At 42.2% G+C, this 20,180-nt stretch carries 15 protein-coding genes; 5 read left to right on the top strand and 10 right to left on the bottom strand.

What is annotated here, in order from left to right:
- Nucleotides 1–31: 31 nt before the first annotated feature.
- From AC1DXF_RS09680 to AC1DXF_RS09650, 7 genes are all read right to left on the bottom strand, one after another.
- Nucleotides 32–1,570: a beta-N-acetylhexosaminidase gene (locus AC1DXF_RS09680; protein WP_477448099.1), complete on the bottom strand. Its 1,539-nt coding sequence runs from the start codon at nucleotides 1,568–1,570 to the stop codon at nucleotides 32–34.
- Between the two features lie 61 nt (nucleotides 1,571–1,631).
- On the bottom strand, nucleotides 1,632–2,387 hold the full coding sequence (locus AC1DXF_RS09675) for a glucosamine-6-phosphate deaminase (protein ID WP_477448098.1): 756 nt from the start codon (nucleotides 2,385–2,387) through the stop codon (nucleotides 1,632–1,634).
- A gap of 84 nt (nucleotides 2,388–2,471) precedes the next feature.
- A complete protein-coding gene (locus AC1DXF_RS09670; RefSeq protein ID WP_477448097.1) occupies nucleotides 2,472–4,766 on the bottom strand; it encodes a GH92 family glycosyl hydrolase in 2,295 nt (764 codons plus the stop codon).
- A gap of 495 nt (nucleotides 4,767–5,261) precedes the next feature.
- Nucleotides 5,262–6,323, bottom strand: coding sequence for a proline iminopeptidase-family hydrolase (locus AC1DXF_RS09665; RefSeq protein WP_477448096.1), 1,062 nt, complete (start codon nucleotides 6,321–6,323; stop codon nucleotides 5,262–5,264).
- 102 nt (nucleotides 6,324–6,425) lie between these two features.
- Complete coding sequence (locus AC1DXF_RS09660; RefSeq protein WP_477448095.1) at nucleotides 6,426–7,241, bottom strand: tyrosine-protein phosphatase; 816 nt, start codon at nucleotides 7,239–7,241, stop codon at nucleotides 6,426–6,428.
- A gap of 78 nt (nucleotides 7,242–7,319) precedes the next feature.
- Nucleotides 7,320–8,933 carry a SusD/RagB family nutrient-binding outer membrane lipoprotein gene (locus AC1DXF_RS09655; protein ID WP_477448094.1) on the bottom strand — a complete coding sequence of 538 codons (1,614 nt, stop codon included), beginning with the start codon at nucleotides 8,931–8,933 and terminating at the stop codon, nucleotides 7,320–7,322.
- A 34-nt stretch (nucleotides 8,934–8,967) separates the two neighbouring features.
- Entirely contained in the window at nucleotides 8,968–12,348 is a 3,381-nt protein-coding gene (locus AC1DXF_RS09650) for a SusC/RagA family TonB-linked outer membrane protein (protein WP_477448093.1), read from the bottom strand.
- A gap of 310 nt (nucleotides 12,349–12,658) precedes the next feature.
- Between AC1DXF_RS09650 and AC1DXF_RS09645 the strand changes: the two genes are divergently transcribed.
- The 5 genes from AC1DXF_RS09645 to AC1DXF_RS09625 all read left to right on the top strand — a co-directional run bounded on the left by AC1DXF_RS09645 (nucleotide 12,659) and on the right by AC1DXF_RS09625 (nucleotide 16,986).
- Nucleotides 12,659–13,141, top strand: coding sequence for a VOC family protein (locus tag AC1DXF_RS09645; RefSeq protein ID WP_477448092.1), 483 nt, complete (start codon nucleotides 12,659–12,661; stop codon nucleotides 13,139–13,141).
- Between the two features lie 149 nt (nucleotides 13,142–13,290).
- Nucleotides 13,291–15,162: a CocE/NonD family hydrolase gene (locus AC1DXF_RS09640; RefSeq protein ID WP_477448091.1), complete on the top strand. Its 1,872-nt coding sequence runs from the start codon at nucleotides 13,291–13,293 to the stop codon at nucleotides 15,160–15,162.
- A 176-nt stretch (nucleotides 15,163–15,338) separates the two neighbouring features.
- Complete coding sequence (locus AC1DXF_RS09635) at nucleotides 15,339–15,866, top strand: hypothetical protein (protein ID WP_477448090.1); 528 nt, start codon at nucleotides 15,339–15,341, stop codon at nucleotides 15,864–15,866.
- Nucleotides 15,867–15,911: 45 nt separating this feature from the next.
- Nucleotides 15,912–16,409, top strand: a complete 498-nt coding sequence (locus AC1DXF_RS09630) for an RNA polymerase sigma factor (RefSeq protein ID WP_147060001.1) — start codon at nucleotides 15,912–15,914, stop codon at nucleotides 16,407–16,409.
- Nucleotides 16,396–16,986, top strand: a complete 591-nt coding sequence (locus AC1DXF_RS09625) for a hypothetical protein (protein ID WP_090650382.1) — start codon at nucleotides 16,396–16,398, stop codon at nucleotides 16,984–16,986. The genes AC1DXF_RS09630 and AC1DXF_RS09625 overlap by 14 nt, the downstream gene beginning before the upstream one ends.
- Nucleotides 16,987–17,082: 96 nt before the next feature.
- Here the strand turns inward: AC1DXF_RS09625 and AC1DXF_RS09620 are convergent, their stop codons facing one another.
- The 3 genes from AC1DXF_RS09620 to AC1DXF_RS09610 all read right to left on the bottom strand — a co-directional run bounded on the left by AC1DXF_RS09620 (nucleotide 17,083) and on the right by AC1DXF_RS09610 (nucleotide 20,172).
- Nucleotides 17,083–17,787, bottom strand: coding sequence for a LytR/AlgR family response regulator transcription factor (locus AC1DXF_RS09620; protein WP_477448089.1), 705 nt, complete (start codon nucleotides 17,785–17,787; stop codon nucleotides 17,083–17,085).
- The gene (locus tag AC1DXF_RS09615) at nucleotides 17,778–18,815 is read right to left on the bottom strand and encodes a sensor histidine kinase (RefSeq protein WP_477448088.1); all 1,038 of its coding nucleotides are present in this window, start codon (nucleotides 18,813–18,815) and stop codon (nucleotides 17,778–17,780) included. Before AC1DXF_RS09615 ends, AC1DXF_RS09620 begins: the two co-directional genes overlap by 10 nt.
- A gap of 115 nt (nucleotides 18,816–18,930) precedes the next feature.
- Nucleotides 18,931–20,172 (bottom strand): acyltransferase family protein, encoded by a 1,242-nt coding sequence (locus AC1DXF_RS09610; RefSeq protein WP_477448087.1) that lies wholly within the window; start codon nucleotides 20,170–20,172, stop codon nucleotides 18,931–18,933.
- Nucleotides 20,173–20,180: the final 8 nt, after the last annotated feature.

Below are 20,180 nucleotides of genomic sequence, written 5' to 3'. Positions count from 1 at the left end.
CGAGATGAAACCTCGCGGTAGCTTTATTAAATTATTTATCCCCTGCCAATCTATCAAATAAACCTATTACTTTCATATTACGCAGTTCGTTTTCCGCCTGGATGGCCGATGGGTTTAGGAAATCTTTATTCAATTGCTCAAACCTTTCATCCAGGCTTTTTGATGTAGCCAACAGTTGCTTTAACGCAGCAATTACTGCGGGCTTTTGCGTATTATCAAACGACGCCTCATTCACCTGCTCTTCGATGGCCTGGTAAGTAAGATAATACACCCTGATATCGGCCATTAATTTAAAATGCTCAAACTCCTGCTGATTTTTCGTTGGCTTTAGGGCATACAGCTTTTGCCGGGCTATAGTGCAGCTATCCAGCAATTGGCTAACTGATAATGGTGTGGGCGATTTTACCTCGCCTTGCTGAATTTCATAAGGTGCTGTTTTAAGTGCATCCCAAAATGATATGGCCCCGGCCTTATCAAATCCGAACTGATTTTGGCCGTAATTGTAAACAAAGTTGGTGATATTTAAAGGCAGGTTACTTTTAAGGACATCGAAATATGCGGCTATAGACATATTGAACCCAGACAAGGGGTACACGTGCCTGATGGCATACAGCTCGGCCATATCCGCTTCGGATTCATATACCGCCGAGTATTGGCCGGATGTTGACCACGACGTCATGATCATCCCTTTATAGCCCAACTTGCTTGCAGCCGGGATGAAATTGCTGATATTTTTCAGGTGTTTTTCCCAAAGGGTGAGGTTATAATTATCCGGGCTCGACCGGATTGCCGGCGATCCCCAGATTTCGAAACCGCTTTCCATCAACTTTTGGTGGTTGCCAAAATAGCTCATATCCCAGCCATAGTTCCAATCTACAAAAACAGTTTCTTTGGGCAATGACTTAATGGCATCGGGATATTTCAGCGCGATATCGGCCCAAAGTACGGGGCGTTTACCCAGCTTAATCACAATTTCGCACAGCATTTTAATGTAATCGGTATATAGTTTGGATTTACCTTCCTTTTCGGCTTTGGCCTTACATTTGGCATCGTGCCCCAGCAGGTAAGTTTCATCGCCGCCAATGTGGATGTATTTAGAGGTATGCGTTGCCGCAAGTTCGGTATACAAATCGGTAAACAATGCCTTATCTCCATCTGTTTCCAGGGGGCACACCTGCGATACATCTTTTTGGTCTTCGCGCAGATTTTTATACCGTTGGTGCCGTAAGATGTATTCCACATGGCCAAAACTTTGTTGCAGCGGTATCACATCAATACCCAGGCTGTCGCAGTAGCGGATAAAGCTTTTAATTTCCTGCTTGCTGTAAGCGTAGCGGTTGGGTATCAGCGGATGTTTTTCGAAAGGATAGGTACCCTCCCACTCCATCACCAGCGTATTCATGTCGTTTTGCTTTAGTTTTAAGGCAAAAGCCTTAAGCGCCGGCATGGTCATTACCTGGATGCGCAGATCGAGGTGAAAACCGCGTACCGCAAAAGGCGATTTTGCCTGCTGCGCGATAGCGGCGTTTAAACTAATTAACAGTAATAAAGCGGGTATTAATTTTTTCATGGAATCGCAATCTTAGCGGGTGCTGCTTTCGTTTCCCAAATTTATTTTTTAAACGGGATGCTTAAATATACGCTCCACTTTTATCATCAACAAATAATACAGCATCCGGGTGCGTTCGCAATATCGTTGAAGGGTATTTTTCTGATATTGCTGCATTTATCGTATGCCCAACTGCCACTGCTTTATTTTCGCCCGGCACAATGGCAAACGCAAAAGGGGTATTTATCAATGCGGGAATAGTGAGTGTTAAGGCATGGGTGGGCACATCTTCTATCCTGGCAAAACAACCATCATTTACCTGCTGTACGCGACAGGCATTGTCCAGATCGACAATTTTAACTAAAACCTGATCATTAAAATCGGCCACATGTGGGTCGTTGAAAGCAAGGTGCGTGTTTTCGCCGATGCCCAGGCAAACAACATCCGGCGGGAATTGGTTTAGCAAGTCTACGTAACGGAGACATTCCTGCTCCGCATCGGCGGCGTTGCCGTTAAGATAATGTACCGCTTTAAAAGGAACCTTGCCAAACAGGCGTTCTTTTAAAAAATTGCCAAAACCTTGTGGTGCGTCCGCATCCAGGTTAAGGTATTCATCCATGTGAAAAGCTCTGACACTTGTCCAATCTATATCCCTTTTCAGCAATTCATCCAAAAACTCATTTTGCGACGGGGCCGCCGCGAAAATGATATTAACGAATTGCTTTGCTTTTAGCAATTGGTTGATTTTTTCCGTGACGGCGTTTGCTGCCGCTATGCCCATGAGGTGCCGGCTGCCCGATACTTCAACTTTCAATTGATCTATCATCAATTCTTTCATCAACTGTGAATTATTTAAATTCTATTTCGATATCCTGCGCCGACCACCGGTAAGGAAAAAATCTGCACATCTGAAATCTGCACATCAATCTTTTTGCGGTACACTCGTCATCTTAAATTCCAATGTGCCGCCGTGGCTTATCTGCTCGTGCGATATCATATGGTTTTTTATGGGCTGGCCATCAAATGTAACTGCCTTCACGTATTTGTTTTGTGCCGATAGATCGATGGCTTTAATAACCAGCTTATTGCCATTTTGCAGGCTTAGGGCAATATAAGGAAATTGAGGAGCACCAATACTATACATGCCCGACGCAGGGGTAACCGGGTAAAAGCCCATGGTACTAAAAATATACCAGGCAGATGTTTGGCCGCAATCATCGTTACCGTTGATGCCTACCGGGGCGTTGCGGTAATTTTGCCAGCCTACGTTTTGCCTTACCAGTTCCTGGGTTTTCCAGGGCATGCCGCAATAGTTAAACAGGTATATGTAATGGTGCCCTGGCTCATTATCGGCCCTGTAGTGGCCGTCGGTAAAATTATGGGATAGCTTATCGGCAAATGCTTTTTCGCCGCCCATAAGGGCTATCATGCCCGGTACGTCCTGCATGGCGCCAAAGGTATATGTCCACTTGGTGCCTTCGGTAAACCCGCTATCCGGCTTGGCCGACCATTGTCCGTTGGCGTTACGCGGTGCCATAAAGCCTGTAGCGTTGTTATATACGTTTTTATAGTTTTGGCTCCAGGCCATCAGCTGTTTATAGTCGTCATCCTTACCCAATGCCTTAGCCACCTGGGCCACGCAATAATCATCAATGCCATACTCAATAGTCCGCGAAACCGACTCACGGGTTTTATCAACAGGAACATAACCCAGTTTATGATAGTTAATAAGGCCGCCGCGGGCTTCATAGCTTGTCCAAAGGTCGCGGTCGCCCCATTTTTTTTGTGTATCGCCATCGGGAGCCGTAAAAGCATCTTTATGCATGGCTTCATAAGCCAGTTTGGTGCTATACCCGCGAAAACCTTTCACATAAGCATCGGCTACCACAGCGTCGGCATGGGTACCTATCATAATATTGGTATAAGTTGGGTTCGGCCACATAGGCATCCAGCCGCCCTCTTTGTACATCTGCAATAACGATTTCACCATGCCGTTTACACGTTCGGGCTGGGTTAATGTTAATAAGGGGTGCAAAGCCCGGAACGTATCCCAAAGCGAATAATCATTATATGAAACTCCGTTATGTACTTTATCGTCAAAAGCGCTATAGTACCTGCCATACTCCGAAAATTGCCTTGGGAACAATAATGTATGATATAGCGCTGTATAAAATATTGTTCTTTGCTCGTTGGTTACGCCGTTCACCTGGAGTACCTTTAGTTGCTGCTGCCAGTTGTCGCGGGTATCCTTTACCACTTTCTCAAAATCCCAATCGGGAATTTCTTTTTTAAGATTGTGGCGGGCCTGGTCAATACTAATAAATGATGTGGCCACGGCTACCTTGATCTGGGTATTGGTTATTGTTTTAAAAGAAATGAATGCGCCCATGCGGGTACCAAATTGTTCTTTACCGCCTTTTTTGATGACATTTTTATCCCAGGTGCCGTATTTACGGATCTGCTTATCAAACCTGATAATAAAATAGCCTTTAAAATTTTTAAGCTCGGGCCCTATCTGGGCCGATTGCCTATCGGGATTGTAGCCGGTTATCTCATTATTGATGGTATCAATATGCACATAGCCCCTTAGCTTTTTAAGTCTCGGTGCATAATCGTTCGCCCAATCTTTAAGCGGGGGATTTAGGTTTATGCCCTGGATAATGAGGTGGGCTCTTTCGGCAGCCGGAAAAGTAAACCGGAACATGCCGCAGGTATTTGCTCCTGCTATCTCCGATTTGATAAACGTTTTATTATCAGCCTTTAACTTAACCGAATAGTAGTAAGGCTTTGCTATCTCGTCTTTATGATTGTAGGTTAATTTGCGTTCGTTTGGTAATACGCGCAGGTTACCTACCTGGGGCATGATAGATACATAACCGTAATCGCCCATCCAAACCGTTGGTTGGTGAGTGGCCAGCAGGCCGATAACGGTTTTATCCTCGTATTGATAACACATACGGCCCATTTTGCTTTCGCCTGTTTGGGCAACAAAGTTTGTCATGGCAAAGGGCACATTTACGCAGGGCATGGTGCCGCCGCCATCAAGGCCTTTGGCAAAACCGGTAATGGCGGTACCTATCAGTGGGTTAACAAAGTCTACTTCGTCTTTTTGAGTTTTTGTAGTGTTTTGCTGGGCATTAACTGTTCCGGCGAGCAGTAAGCCGGCGGCCAGTAAACAGGCGCCTTTTTTAAATTTAGGGTACGATGCAAAAATCATTTTTCAATAGGGTGTTTAGATGTATTTATAACTCGGCGACAGCAAATCTCTTATTTTAAAATCATTCCGGTTAAAAGTGGTAAACTTTTTTTTGTTCAATGATAAATTGCATGTTTAAACATTTTAATCATTTTACCGGCCGGTTTAATTTTGCCGCCTCAACCACAAGAGTGGAGAGCTGGCCGAGCAGCCTGTTTTAAAGCTTACGATTTCCGATTTTTCCGGGCGCTTTTTTGATTTTTTTTGAAAAAAAAGCTCCATTTTATTTTTGTGTTAAAAAATGTAGTATTTGTATCAATAAATAGCACATTTATTGCAAAAAAGTTTGAATTAATAACCTCTTTTTACCTGTTTTGTGCATGAATAAAAGGCGATTTTGCGATATAAAAGGAAGCTTGTAAATTTGTATTGTTTGCCCACAAAAAAACAGTTTACCAAAGCAAAACGCCCCGGCAGATAAAGGCTCAGGGCGTTGTATTTTGAATTTGAAGGCGGTTACAGTTTTATCTTCTTTTCGCCTGCATCCACTCCTTTTATAAATTTGATGAGGCCTGTCATGTAGGTTTGCTGGTCGTCATACATACTCATATGGCTTCCGTTGGGGCAATACAGGTAACTACCGTTTTGTAGCAATTGAGATACTTTTTCCATATGTTTAGGATCCATAGTGTCATACTGCCCGCCTATACTTAGTGTTGGCACGGCAATTTTTGGCAAATCGGCCATCCTGTCCCAGTTTAGCAGCTTACCGGCAACACCAAATTCGCTTGGGCCTTGCATGGTTACATATAACGATTGGTTCATTTTAGCAAATGAACGGTTCACCGGCTCGGGCCATTGGTCAAGCGGGATACGGCAAATGTGTTTTACATAAAAATTAGGCATAAGCAAAGCCATATATTCCGGGTTTTCAAAATCCCCTTTAGCTTCTATCGCCCTTATGCGCGCCAAAACTTTAGGATCAAGTTGCTTTGCCAACACTTCATCGGCATACTTGCCATAAGCAGGCACGCTCATCATCATATTTGAAATGATAAGCCCTTTCAGGTTTTGCTGATATTTTTGAGCGTACTCCATGGCAAGGATGCCCCCCCACGAGTGGCCAAGCAGGTAAAAGTTAGTGCTATCCAGCTTTAAGGCATGTCGCACCTGCTCTACCTCTTCAACATAACGGGGCAGGCTCCACATGGACGTATCCTTTGGGTTATCTGAGTTACCACAACCCAACTGATCATAATAAATCAACTCGATGCCCTCGGCAGGCAAAAAGCTTTCCATACACTCAAAGTATTCGTGTGTAGCGCCCGGGCCGCCGTTAAGCAGCAATAACTTAATTTTAGGGTTGCTGCCTATTTTTTTTGTCCATACATGAAATTTGCCCTTAGGGGTATTTATGGTTACAACCTGCACGCCTCCGGTTTTTACGCCGGCTGTTGTATCGCTAAAATAACTGCTTAAAGTAACATCGCCCGGCTGGGAAATCGAAGGTTGCTTGCAGGCAAAAAACAACGCTGCAATAATTGCAGGCGCTATCCATTTTATGAATTGTCTTGTCATTTGATATTAGATGTTATTGCTTTAAAGCTAACCAAAATATTACAACTCCAAAAACAAAGGCCACTAAAAGTGGCCTCATGAAATCAAATTAATTGGCAGCAATTAATCAAGGTATTTTTTACGTAAGGTTTTCAAATCATCAGCGCTTAAGCCCATTTGTGCTTTGAGGAAATTGTCTACCGAGCCATATCGTTTTTTTATTGCATTAAAGGTTGCATCAAGGTATTCTTTTTTTACGCTCATTACATCCTTTGCAACGGTTTCATTTATTTGCATAAACTTAGCCATGCTTTTTGCTGTTTTCTCATTTTCGGCTGCACGGTAATAGTTTGATGCTTTATAATCGTTTATAATGGTTTCATACGGAACGCCAAGACTATAAAGTAATAAAGCGGCGCCTATTCCTGTTCTGTCTTTACCTGCGGTGCAATGGAATACCAGGCTTTTATCTTCCGGCATACCTAAAAGCTTGCCAAAAAAGGGTTTATATCTATCAGCCAGGTAAGTAGTATTGCTATAGTAAGCTTGCATTATCGAGTCTCCGCTGGTTTTACCTCTAAAGCTTGCCATCATATTGCCCACACTATCGCTACCTGCAGGACATAAAATGTAATCGGTATTGGGGTTTAACCTGTCCGGGGCTTTCTTTGATTCCTCGGTTCCGCGTAAGTCGACATCATAATTAATTTTACGGTCGCTTAATACGGCCAGGTCCTGGTCGGTAAGTTTGCTCATATCGGCGCTGCGGTAAATTTTGCCCCATTTTACATGGCGGCCATCTTTGGTTGTATATCCGCCCAGATCGCGAAAGTTTACAGCACCCTGAAGTTCAACTTTACGTTTCGCACTGTCGGCAACCTGTGCCCGGGCCGAGGCGGCTAAACAAATAATGCCCAGTAGTAATTTAAATGTTTTCATATGCTGATTAAAATGTAAAAACAGGGTGCTTATTGCTAAGCCCCTGTTTCAGTAAAGTGTATATAGTTTAGGATGATTTTATTTTGTCAACCAGGTATCTTTTGTAACATCATCGGTACCACCAAACTGGGTGCCTATTGATGTTTTATAGTTGGCGTTATTGGCATTAATTTCGTCTAATGGGTATAAAAGACGACGAGGTATAATACCAACCTGACCAGCTACAGTACCATAACCTGTATTTGCAGTACCTGTTGCAAATGCCGGAACACCAGTACGGCGATAATTGTAAAATGCTTCCCAACCAGAGTTGTTAAACATAGCTACGTACTTTTGAGTTAAAATTTGAGTTAAAGCAGCAGCGCTATTAGTGGTATTATAAGCAATGTTATTCAGGAATGTACTATAATCAGTAGTTACAGACCCTAAAATAGTACCACCCACATCCGACGTATTAACATTTTGATTTGCGGCAGCGTTAAGCGTTAAACCAAAGTTTGCAAAAGATGCTGTCACGCCTTTGTTATACCAGCTTTGGGCATCAGATACACCTGAAGTACTAACCCAACCACGATTGATGGCTTCGGCTATATTGAAACACATTTCCGGGTAACCAATAAAGATGAATGGCTCGGCATTGTCACCGGTTTTAACTAAATCATAACGGAAACCGTTAAAGTTTGAATAAGTGCTGGAGAACAATACAGAAATTGAAGCGCCTGTAGGGGCTCCCTGGTAACTGGAGAATGAGGCAAATTTGGTTTTATCAACCGGGGTTGCCATCAAAAATGTGCGCGGATCGGCAGTAGAGGTTGTGATGTCTAAAACGGGTTTACCAACAAACAAAAAGTTATTGTAGTTATTGGTACCGGAAGCAAAAATTGGATATAAGTTAACCGAGTTAAATTTATAAACCATATTATCGCTGTTTGCCGTCATAATTGGGTATTTTGTTGGGTTACCCAAAATTGCAGCAAATTGCGTTTTGATGTTCAAATCGGCGTTATCAACTGCACGTTTACTTAAGCTTATCAACACACGTAAACGGTAAGTGTTAACCAATTTTTGCCATTGCAGGTTAGTTAAGTTAAAGATATCACCACCCGGAGCAAAAGATGAGTTTTGTGTTGCAGATGTTAAAATGGCATTGAACATGGTATTTGCATCATCCAATAATTGCAGCGCGTTTTTATAAACATCGTGCTGCGTATCAAAAACAGGTGTTGGGTATTTGATAGGATCGCCAGCCTGGCTCATGGGTATATCACCAACACGCTGCGATAACCAAATAGCAGAATAAGCACGGAAAAACTTAGCAACAGCAAGATATTTATTGTTTGCGCCCACTTGTTTTACTGACTGATTCTCTAACTGGATGGCGTATTTCAAAATATCGTATGCGTGACCGCTGTAGCTCCAGCTATATTCATTGGTACCCCAATATTTATCGTAGTTAGATACCATAAACTGAGCCGCTTTGTATCCATTTTTATTATACGAAGCGTCCTGACCAAGAGGCATTTCTTCTTGACGAATGAAGTTGGCCGTAATGTGGTTTAATATCAACGATACCGGCACCGTGGCTTCAGCGTTTATAGCATTGGGATTTGCCGGCAGGTTACCCTTTTGGCAACTGCTAATTGTGGCTGCTAACATTAATCCGGCAGCTACAATTTTTAATTTTTTTGTCATGTGATTCATTTTATGATTGATCAACTATGTGTTATTAGAATGAAAGATTCAGGTTAAAGCCGTATTTACGGGTGGTTGAGCTCTGCAAACCGCTATTGTTTTGAGTAGTACGGTCGCTTGAGTTGAAACCTGAAGCATATTGGTCGATGTCGAAATCCTTACGGGCAGCGAAATACAATAAGTTACGGCCAACCAACGAGAAGGTAAGGCTTTTGATAAATGTGTTTTTTAACGCGCTTTGTGGCAGCGTATAACTTAAAGTAACCTCACGCAGTTTGGCGAATGAACGACTGATCATCCAGGCCTCATCAATGCTTTTAATTGTACCGTTTAGGTAAGCTTGAACCAGGATTGGTTTACTATTTGGACTGAAAGTCAACTGATCTGCGTTTGAGATCACTCCATTAACAAATTGAGGGGTACCAGAAGTGATAACAACACCACTACCTAACTCATTACCAACCAAAGCCGGAGTTGGTGCTTGTGTACCGGTTTTGGTCGACTGCCATTCGGCTAAACGGGCAGCGCCTACTACACCTGTTACAGTTGACAGATCTGTACCGCCCTGGCGTGCAGCATAGTAATTGTAATCATAAATTTTACCACCAACACGGCCATCAAACTGGAAGCTTAAACCGAAAGATTTATATGAAAATCTGTTAATGATACCGAAGGTATAATCGGGGTTAAGAAAACCTAATGAACCAGTAGTTTGAGCGTTGGTACCCGAAGCAGTAAGTAAGGTTCCGTCGGCTTTATAAACAACGTTACCGCTACCGTCACGGAGATATTTAGTACCGTAAACTTCGTCTAACCTGTCGCCTATTTTATAAACGTGGTTACCCAGCGCAAGTGTGGTAACTGATTTATCGTTATCAAGAACCGACGATAAGGTTTCTTTAAATGTTGAGTAGTTTACGCCCAAGTCCCAATTAAAGCCACCTGATTTTCTGAAGATACCTAGGTTAGCAGCTATTTCAAAACCTGTACGTTTAGTGGTAATAGCGTTAACGTTTACAGCAGAATAACCTGTTGACGGAGCAAGGGTATAAGGATAAATCTGCGGGCCATTTTGGGTATCAAAATAAGTCGCATCAAAATTTAAACGATTTTGGAATAAGCGCAAATCGGCACCATACTCCCATGACAAACGGTTGAAAGGCTTTAAAGCAGCATTAGCCAAAGTATTTGAATAGGCTACAGAAGCTGTGTTGTTATAGTAGCTGGCATAAGCAGCGGTATTTTGGTTGGCATAGCTTGGGCCGTCATAGGCTGTATATACATCTGTGCTATAACCTAAGAATGTATTTGTAGAATAACCTGTAACCTGGGTTAAAGCCGAAGTTATGGTAGACTGGGTTAATGCACCTTTCACATCAGCAACAGATGCACGTAATTTCAGGAATGAAATAAAATCTGGCAGCTTTATGTAATCTGTTACAACAGTTGATAATGAAACTGATGGATAGAAGAATGTATTTTTTGATTTTGGTAAAGTAGAAAGATTATCTACACGACCGGTGGTGTTAACGTTAAAATATTTATCGTAACCAAAGTCAAGTGAATAATAACCGCTGTATACCTGCATTTTAGAATCCCAGGTATACTCTAATGCCGGTAGTGACGAATTAGATAATACGTAAACGTTAGGCAATGCTAAGCCCCTGGTGGTACCATAGAAAGAATTGTAGGTAAAAGTACGTGAGTTAGCACCTAATAAACCACCAACGTTCCATTTACCAAATTTATGGTTGTAATTTAACGCAAAATCGGTGTTATTTTCAAACAATTGACGATTGTCTTCCCGGTAATCTCCATACCAGCCAAAAGCATAATCGGCAATAATACCGGTATAGCTGTTTAAATTAGCTGAAGAAGGAACCTGCTCGGTTTTTCTTTGAGTCCAGGTACTGATCTGCGAACGTAAACTTGCGTTAAAGTCTTTGCTTATAGCGTAGTTTAATTTTAGGTAAGCGTAAATATCAGTTTTATCATGACCACGCAGCCATTTTTTTGCAACAAACCAAGGGTTGTTCAAACGTCCGTATTCCTGCGCGTATTGAACCAAATCCGGGACGCCGGTAGGGCCTTTATAAATATCTTCTAAATCGCGAACGTCATAATCTGCCGAGCCATATACTTTAAACATATAGATATAGCTGTTTGGACCGTATGTAACGTCTGGCACATTAGGACTATATTGTTTGTTAAAGTTAATGTTACCATCAACCGTCAGCTTAGCGTTGATATTGTAGCTTGCGCTAAGGTTAAAGTTATCTGAATTTAAAGCAGTATTTGGGAAAATACCTTTTTGATAAAGGTGAGAATAAGAAAATCGGGTTGAATAGTTGGTACCGCTACCGGCAAAAGCGATATTGCTTGTATTTGTAAAACCTTGTTGTGCAAAGTTATCGTAGTTATCCTTGCCTCTTGCAACCCAGGGGGTTGGTGTTCTTTTACCCGTAGCTGCATCATACGGGCTATCGTACTGGCGTAACAACTGACCTTCAAAACGCGGACCATATTCACCCAACCGGTTACCGTTGTCATACAAAGCATCGGCTTGTGGCGTATAAAGCGCGCTGCCCGAACCGTCTTTAGCCTGGTATTCATAGTGATAACCGTTACCGCGGCCATACTCGGTTTGCGCCTTAGGTACAGCTATCCAGGAGCCATCCAAAACAGTACTGCTATTGAAATCAACTTGCCAGCCTTTTTTATCTTTTGAACCTTTTTTGGTAGTGATGATGATGGCACCGTTAATGCCACGTGAGCCGTACAAAGCAGCGGCATTGGGTCCCTTTAATACCGTATATGTTTCAATGTCATCGGCGCTTATGTTCCAGGTATCGGAGTTAATTGGCGAACCGTCTACTACGAATAGTAAATCTTTACTACCGCGTAAAACGATCTCTGGCCTGCCAAGCATCTCGGCATTGGCACCTATTGATAAACCGGCAACTTTACCTACCAATGAGTTAATAGGGTTAGGGTCACGGGCTTTAATCAATTCAGACCCTTTAACTTCCTGAACGGCGTAACCCAATCTCTTAACTTCTTTTTTCACGCCATAAGCAGTAATTACTATCTCTGTTAACGCTTTTGAATCGGTTTTTAGTTGTATCGACAAATTTAAGTCAGTGCCAATTGTAACCTCTTGTGGTGCATAACCTAAAAATTTGAAGGTTAATACCTGGCCTTTTTCGGCACCGATTGTAAACCGGCCCTCCCCGCTTGTTAAGGTACCAGCCGCCGTCCCTTTAATCTGAACACTCACGCCAGGAAAGGGTTGATTATTTTCGTCTAAAACTATACCCCGAACCGTAATGTTTTGGGCGTACAGGTTACCGCACATAAGTACCGAAGTAATTATAATAAGTAACAACCTTGAAATCTTAAGTAAATTTTTTTTCATTACAAATTGATTAATTTGCACAAAAATATCCTTCGCCGGTTAAGCCAAAATCTCGATATCAATATCAATCAATTACCTAATTGTGAACAAATTACAAGGGCGATAGCGTCATGTTTTCTTATTGTTAAAAAGAATTTAAATAATAACCTATCAGAAAAATATATACTATAAATTAATGCAGCATTTTCACGCGCCAAAACTTTCGATCGTTGTTTTTCGTTAATGCCCCCCTAAAATGTCTTGATTAGCCCGCATTAAGCAGCCTGTTTGCAACTACATTTGATTATTCAAAATCAATTGATCAACTATTATGGAAATCAGACAAAAAATCACCCCATTTTTATGGTTCGACAATAATGCCGAAGAGGCCATCAATTTTTATATCGCCGTATTTGAAGGATCGGCCGTAGGCGACCTTGCCCGGTATGGCGATGCAGGCCCCGGCAAAACAGGCAGGCTGATGACCGGCACCTTCACACTGGCAGGCCAGCAATTTATGGCGCTTAACGGCGGCCCCATGTTTAAATTTAATGAAGCTATATCGCTGTTTGTTGATTGCAAAGACCAGGATGAAGTAGATTACTTTTGGGATAAACTATCTGAAGGGGGCCAAAAATCAAGATGCGGATGGCTGAAAGATAAATTTGGCCTGTCGTGGCAGATAGTGCCCGATACCCTGGGCAAGGTGTTATACGGCGCCGACCCCCAAGGTTCGGCAAGGGCAATGCAAGCGATGATGAAAATGGATAAACTGATTGTTAAAGACCTGCAGGACGCCTACGACGGCAAATAACATTTACTGCAATATTTAAAACGACCGGTGTACATGCATATACGCCGGTTGTTTTTGTTTACATAAATTTTGCAGGCATTGTAACAATTAAGTTGGCAAACAACCCAATTACGCATAATTGGTTAAATTGCCACTTAACTGACTGACTTATGAAACAACTGCTACTTTGCTTAGGGCTTACTTTATGGTGTTTGCTTGCCGGTGCCCAGGCGCCCGACGATGCTACCTACATTAAAGACAACTACACTAAGATGGAAAAGTATATTACCATGCGCGATGGTAAAAAGCTATTCACTTCCATTTACCTGCCAAAGGATAAAACAAAAAAATATCCCATCATGATGACGCGTACACCGTACACCGTTGCACCTTACGGCGAAAACGAATACAGGCGTACGCTTGGGCAAAATATGCTGTTTGCCAAAGCCGGTTATATATTTGTTTACCAGGACGTGCGCGGCAGATGGATGAGTGAGGGAGATTATGTAGATGTACGCCCGATAACAGGCAAGAAAAAAAGCAAAACTGATATTGACGAAAGTACCGATACTTACGACACTATAGACTGGCTGGTAAAAAACTTGCCTAACAATAATGGCAGGGTTGGTATCGAGGGTATTTCTTACCCTGGTTTTTATTCAACTGCTTCGCTGCCAAATGCCCACCCGGCATTAAAAGCGGTATCACCGCAGGCGCCGGTTACCGATTGGTTCATTGGCGACGATTTTCATCATAATGGAGCCTTTATGATGATGGATGCCTTCAACTTTTATAGCAGCTTTGGTGTTCCGCGCCCTAAGCCTATCACGCCAAAAGAATTTAAAACCAATATAAAGCCCGTATTTAAAGATAACTACAAGTTTTACCTGGAAATGGGCGCGCTGCCTAACTTCAAAAAACGTTACATGGGCGATTCGATCAAATTTTGGAACGATTTAATGTCGCACCCAAATTACGATGAATTTTGGAAGGCCATGAATATTCGCCCGCATTTAACCAATATCAAACCTGCTACTATAACAGTGGGCGGTTTTTTTGATGCCGAAGACTGTTTTGGCGCACTGCATGTGTATGACGCATTGGAAAAGCAAAACCCTCAAAGCCACAAAAACATGCTGGTTATGGGCCCATGGTTTCATGGCGGCTGGGAGAGTAAGGATGCTACTTTGTTTGCCGATCAAAACTTTGGATCAAATACCGCCGAATGGTTCCGCGAAAATATTGAGCTTCCGTTTTTTAATTATTACCTTAAAGATGAAGGCAAAATGGAGCTGCCCGAAGCCAGCATATTTGTAACCGGCAGCAACCAATGGAAAAAATTTGAAACCTGGCCACCAAAAAACACCACAGAGAAAACGCTTTACTTTCAGCCCAATGGCAAGCTATCATTTACAGCGCCATCGGCATCCGATAGCTTCGACGAGTATGTGAGCGACCCGAATGCACCGGTACCCTACCAGGACGGCATACAAAAAGGCCGTACACGCGAATACATGCTGGACGACCAGCGCTTTGCCGGCCGGCGCCCCGATGTTAAGGTTTACCAAACAGATACCCTTACCGAAGATATGACCTTAACGGGCCCTGTAATAGCCGATCTGTTTGCATCAACCACAGGTACCGATGCCGACTATGTGGTAAAGCTGATTGACGTTTTCCCGGATGATTACCCCAACCCCAATCCTAACCCTAAAAATGTAACACTTGCCGGTTACCAGATGCTGATCCGGGGCGAAGTTTTCAGGGGCCGCTTCCGTAACTCGTTCGAAAAACCCGAAGCTTTTGTGCCGGGCAAAGTTACGGAAGTGAAATATGCGCTGCCGGATGTAGGCCATACTTTCAGAAAAGGTCACCGGATAATGATCCAGGTACAAAACTCCTGGTTCCCGCTGGTTGACCGTAATCCGCAAAAATTTGTGGATATATACCAGGCAACCGATGCCGATTTTCAAAAAGCTACTCACCGCATTTACCACGATGCCCAAAATAAATCATCGGTAACCGTTACCGTACTTGAGTAATATAAATGAAGCTTAAATAGTAAACAGGGTTAGCGAAATATGTTCGCTAACCCTGTTTTTTTTCATCCTACCCAGTAATATCCAGTAAACCTGGCTTTGTTCTCTGCCACGCACCATTTTCCGTCAGGATTTCCTGCACTTGATTCTATTTAGTATTTTACCCAACTTTACAACGCATGACGGTTACTACCTACGGACTACAGCATATCAAAAAAGAAATTCAGCATTTGCCGCATGAGCAATTGTCTGAATTGCTGCTTCGCCTGGCGCGTTATAAAAAGGAAAATAAAGAATTGCTGGCCTATTTACTATTTGAGGCACATGACGAAGCCGCCTTTATCGAAAAAGTTAAAGCCGAAGCGGGCTTCATGTTTAGCCAACTGCCCGCCCTCAGCTACAATGCAGCCAAAGGCATGCGCAAAATTTTAAGGTTACTAAGTAAATACACTAAGTTCACCGGATCAAAAACAGCCGAGATTGAGTTTTTGCTGAATTTTTGCAGCAATTACCTGGAATATGCCGACAGGCGTACATCATACAAACCCATCCGGTTGATATTGACCCGGCAGGTTGAAAAAGTAAAAACATTAATTAATAAACTGCATGAAGATTTGCAATATGATTTTGCCGATAACTATAACGCGTTGATTACCGACGCCGAAAAAAAACTAAGCTGGTTTAAAAAGAGTGATTACCTGTTGTAACATATGTACACTAAGATAATCTAACCTATATAAATTCTATTAACAGTGGCCAACAAAGAAGCAGCATTCAAGGAAATTTATGCAGCTAATTCTAAAAAGATTTTCCATTTGTGCTATGGTTATACCGGCGACGATGACGCCGCGAACGACCTGTTACAGGAAACTTTTTTAAAAGTATGGCAAAACCTGGATAAATTCCGCAACCAGGCTATGATCTCTACCTGGATCTACCGTATTGCCGTAAACACGTGTTTAACTTACCTGCGATCGGAAAAACGACAGGCTAAAGATGAACTTACAGAACAAATAGCCGAAACTAAGCGAGAGGAATTCTCTGAAAAGAACGAACAGGTTGCTTTGCTATATAAATGTATATCAAAATTGGAGGAGTCGGAAAGAATTATAATAACACTGGTGCTTGATGAAGTGCCGTACCCCGAAATAGCAGAAGTTTCGGGCATATCAGAAGGGAATTTGAGGGTGAAAATTTATCGTATTAAACAGAAGTTAACAGAATTATATAACCAATATGAAAGACTTTGATCATTTGATGTCGGTTTGGCAGGGACAGCCAAAGCAAGATCAGCTTTCAGTGGATGATGTGCTGAAGCAGGTAAAGAAGGGGATTCGCGGCATAACCAACAAGTTGTATTGGACAATTGTGGCCATGGTGGCCGTTACCGTATTTGCCGCCATTGTTACATTTTTCCTGGCGTTCAAGTCGGGGGTTACAACGGCGGGTATTTTAATAGTATTGCTTACCATGCTGATGTATTTGGCGCTTACCGTGAGGCACTATCACATTTTAAGCAAGCGCGACGCAACCATTAACCCGGCCGAGTATTTGGACAGCCTAAAAGAGTATCAAAAAACACGGTCGAAAATTACAGGTTGGTTTTATTATATCTACATACTATTAATCAGCGCCGGGCTGGCGTTATACTTTATCGAGGTGTTGGAAAACTCTTCCCTGGCATTTAAAATTGGCACTTATAGCTCCATCACCATCTGGTTTTTGTTTACCACTTTTTACTTAAAACCCAGGATGTTTAAAAACGAGGAAGAAAAACTTAACCTAATGATAGATAGACTGGTTCGGTTAAAAGAACAGTTTAATTAAGTATTATTGAACCGGAATTAGTAACGTGTGTTTTCAAACAGCTCATAAATTCTGTTCCGGTCAAAAACTTCCGAAGTTTGGTGTTACGACAAATCATTATTTATTCCCCCTGTTAATCAACAACTGCATTACCTGTTCCCGTAGCTGCCTGCTGATAGGCACCTGGTGTGTTCCTACATCCAGCATATTGCCATCAATTGAGGTTACCTTATCATACGCCACATAGTACGATTTATGAGTTTGCAAGAACTTACGCTGCGGTAGCCTTTCGCCAAAAGCTTTTAATGTACTGTGGGTGATGATTTTTTTGTTGACCGTTTGTATCACTACATAGTTCTCCATGCCCTGCACAAACAACACCTCATCAAAAACAACTTTTTCAAGCTTGCCTTCGCTCTTAACAAATATGTATCCCACTTCGATGCCGCTACTCCCCTTTTGATCAAAATAATCTTTAGCCTTAAAGGCAGCTTTCATAAAACGCTCAAACGAGATGGGTTTTAACAGGTAATCCAACACATCCAGGTCAAAACCATCTGTCGCATATTCCTTAAAAGCGGTTGTAAATATCACTTTTGGCGGATTTTGTAACGACTTTATAAACTCAACCCCAGTTAAATGCGGCATCTGAATATCTAAAAACAACAAGTCGACGGGTTGTTTTGCCAATACCTCGCTTAGTTCCATCGCATCCTCACATTGCGCTTTTAAATCAAAAAAGCTGGTCTTGTCTACATAGCCCTGCAAGCCTTTTCTGGCAAAAGGTTCATCGTCGGTTATTATGCAAGTTATCAGGCCCATTCGTTAAAATCTATTTCTATCTCTGCCGAAAAACGGTTTCCTTCACGGCCAACAGCCAACCTGTGTTTACCAGGATACAGTAACTGTAAACGGCGACCCAGATTACCTAACCCAATACCAGTATAGCTTTCTTTAGGCAGTATCTGCGCCGGCACATCATTAACTACCGCAAAAATAAATTTCCCATCGTTAATATTCGCACTGATGCTGATTTCAAAATTGCCGCCCGCGTATTTAAAAGCATTTTCAACTAATGGCAGCAGTAGTAATGGGTAAATTGGCTGGTCTGTTAACTTTTCATCAAAGCAAACATTAAGCTTCAACTTACTGCTGGCCCTAATTTGCTGAAAGCGGATGTAGTTTTGAAGGTATTCCAATTCGTGGCTTATAGGAACCTGTTGCTGCTGATCGTAAAGTTGGTATCTTAACAAACTGGAAAGCAATTCTGTGCTTTGCTTGGCCGCCGGCACATCCTCATCCATCTGAAAATAAATGGTGTTTAAAGCATTAAACAAAAAGTGTGGATGATATTGGGCTTTCAAAAACTTAAGTTCGGTTTCCAACTGATCGGTAGTCAACTTTTCCAGTTGTACCTTGTTGGCAATGTAGGCCTTTAACCATGTACTGCTACGGGCTATGCCATAATAAATAATGGCATATAGGGTTGGTATCATGGTGAGATCTGCCAGATCACCCCAGGATAGGCCGTCGTCAGTCAATGCAGCCATTGGAGTAAATATCACGTTCACCAAAACCAGGTTAGCAGACACCAGTATAATTAATTCTCTTACTACTCCCCGATAATTAAACTGCAGTGGCCAGCGCCTGTCATAAAACCGAAAGAGCCACTCAAATATATATATGCCTACATAGCCCACCAATACACTGCAGGTCATTTCAAGGACATTTAAACCCCAGTCTCTTTTCCAAAACAGTTCATCATGTTCAATGTCATGCAGCAGCCTTACGGTAAAATATACCAGCAGGCCATACAACGCGGGGAAAATATATTTCCTGAAAAACTTCATGGGAAAAGAGTCAAGAGTTAAGAATCAAGAGTTAAGGCTAAGGCCGTAATTTGATCTTGTTTAAGGTATGACAATTGTTTTTACTATGCAAATTTGCTTACCTGGCAACTCAATTTCATACCACGGATGTAGTAAGGGGTTCGCGGCTGCCAAGCTTTTCCAGTTCAGCAACATCTTCTTGATTCTTGACTCTTGGTTCTTGACTCTTCCCCAAAGGTTTCATCCCAAATAAAAAGCGGGTTAAGGCATATGGACGCACCAGTAAATGATAAATAAGCATAGTTATAAAAAAGGTGATCCCAACGGTATAAATATATTTCGACAGGATACTTTCATTTGGCGCCTGCACAATGTAATAAACCAGCAGCACTATCACAGTTTGGTGAAGAATATAAAAAGGATACACAGCCTGGTTTAAATAACTTAACACTTTATGGGTGCGGTTAAGATATTGTTTGCCATAGCCAACCAAAGCCAATACCCATCCCCAGGCAATTATTGGCCTTAAAGCAGTAAAAGCATAACTAAACAATATATTTTGAAATGGCCAGCGGGCGTGTAAAGGTTCGATTCCATTCCACCTCAGGCATTCCCATAACATGAGGCTCAAAAAGCCAATAGTTAAAGCAAAACGCCGGTTCCGTTGCAGGCTGTCCATTAGTTTAGGCTGTACAATGCATATCAAGCCGGCCAACACAAAAAACAGCCAGTAAACAAAATAGCATCCGTCGTGAATCAAGTCGTTTGTTTCGGGTAATTGCCAGCTTAAAAATGTAAACCAAATAACGCCGGGCAACATGAGCAGGTAAATCCATTTACCCTTCGCCAGGACTGCGAGTTTAGTTTTAAAGCCATCACTTTTGGGCGAGACCATCCATGCAAATACCGGGGCAAATATTAAATCGTAAATAAACAGGTAAGCAATAAACCATAGGTGATGCCAGCTGAAACTGCCTTTGGGATAAGGCACAAAATTAAATACACTTGCATAAAAGTGCCAGTAGCTGCCGTGATAGCCATTTGCCAGCCGCTCCATATAAATTTGAGGGGGGACAATGATAAACATGCCCACCAGTAATGGAATAAACAGCCTGCGGAAACGTAAGCCGATGAAGTTTAAAGCAGATCGCCGCTGCATCATGTAGTAACTCACGGTACCAGAAATAAAAAAGAGCAGCGGCATGCGAAAAAGGTGCAAAAAGTGATTTGATTCCATCATCAGGTTGCTGGTTTGCGCATTTTTAATGTGCCAGCTATCCTCGGCCACAAAGGGCATGGCCGAATGAAAAAATAGTACACCCAGGATTGAGATGATCCTTAACCAATCGAGGTATGTTTGACGTTGTGTGGTTTCCATTAGTCTTT

Source organism: Mucilaginibacter sp. P2_A5, from assembly GCF_056404995.1.
This window is presented reverse-complemented; position numbering and strand designations above follow the sequence as displayed.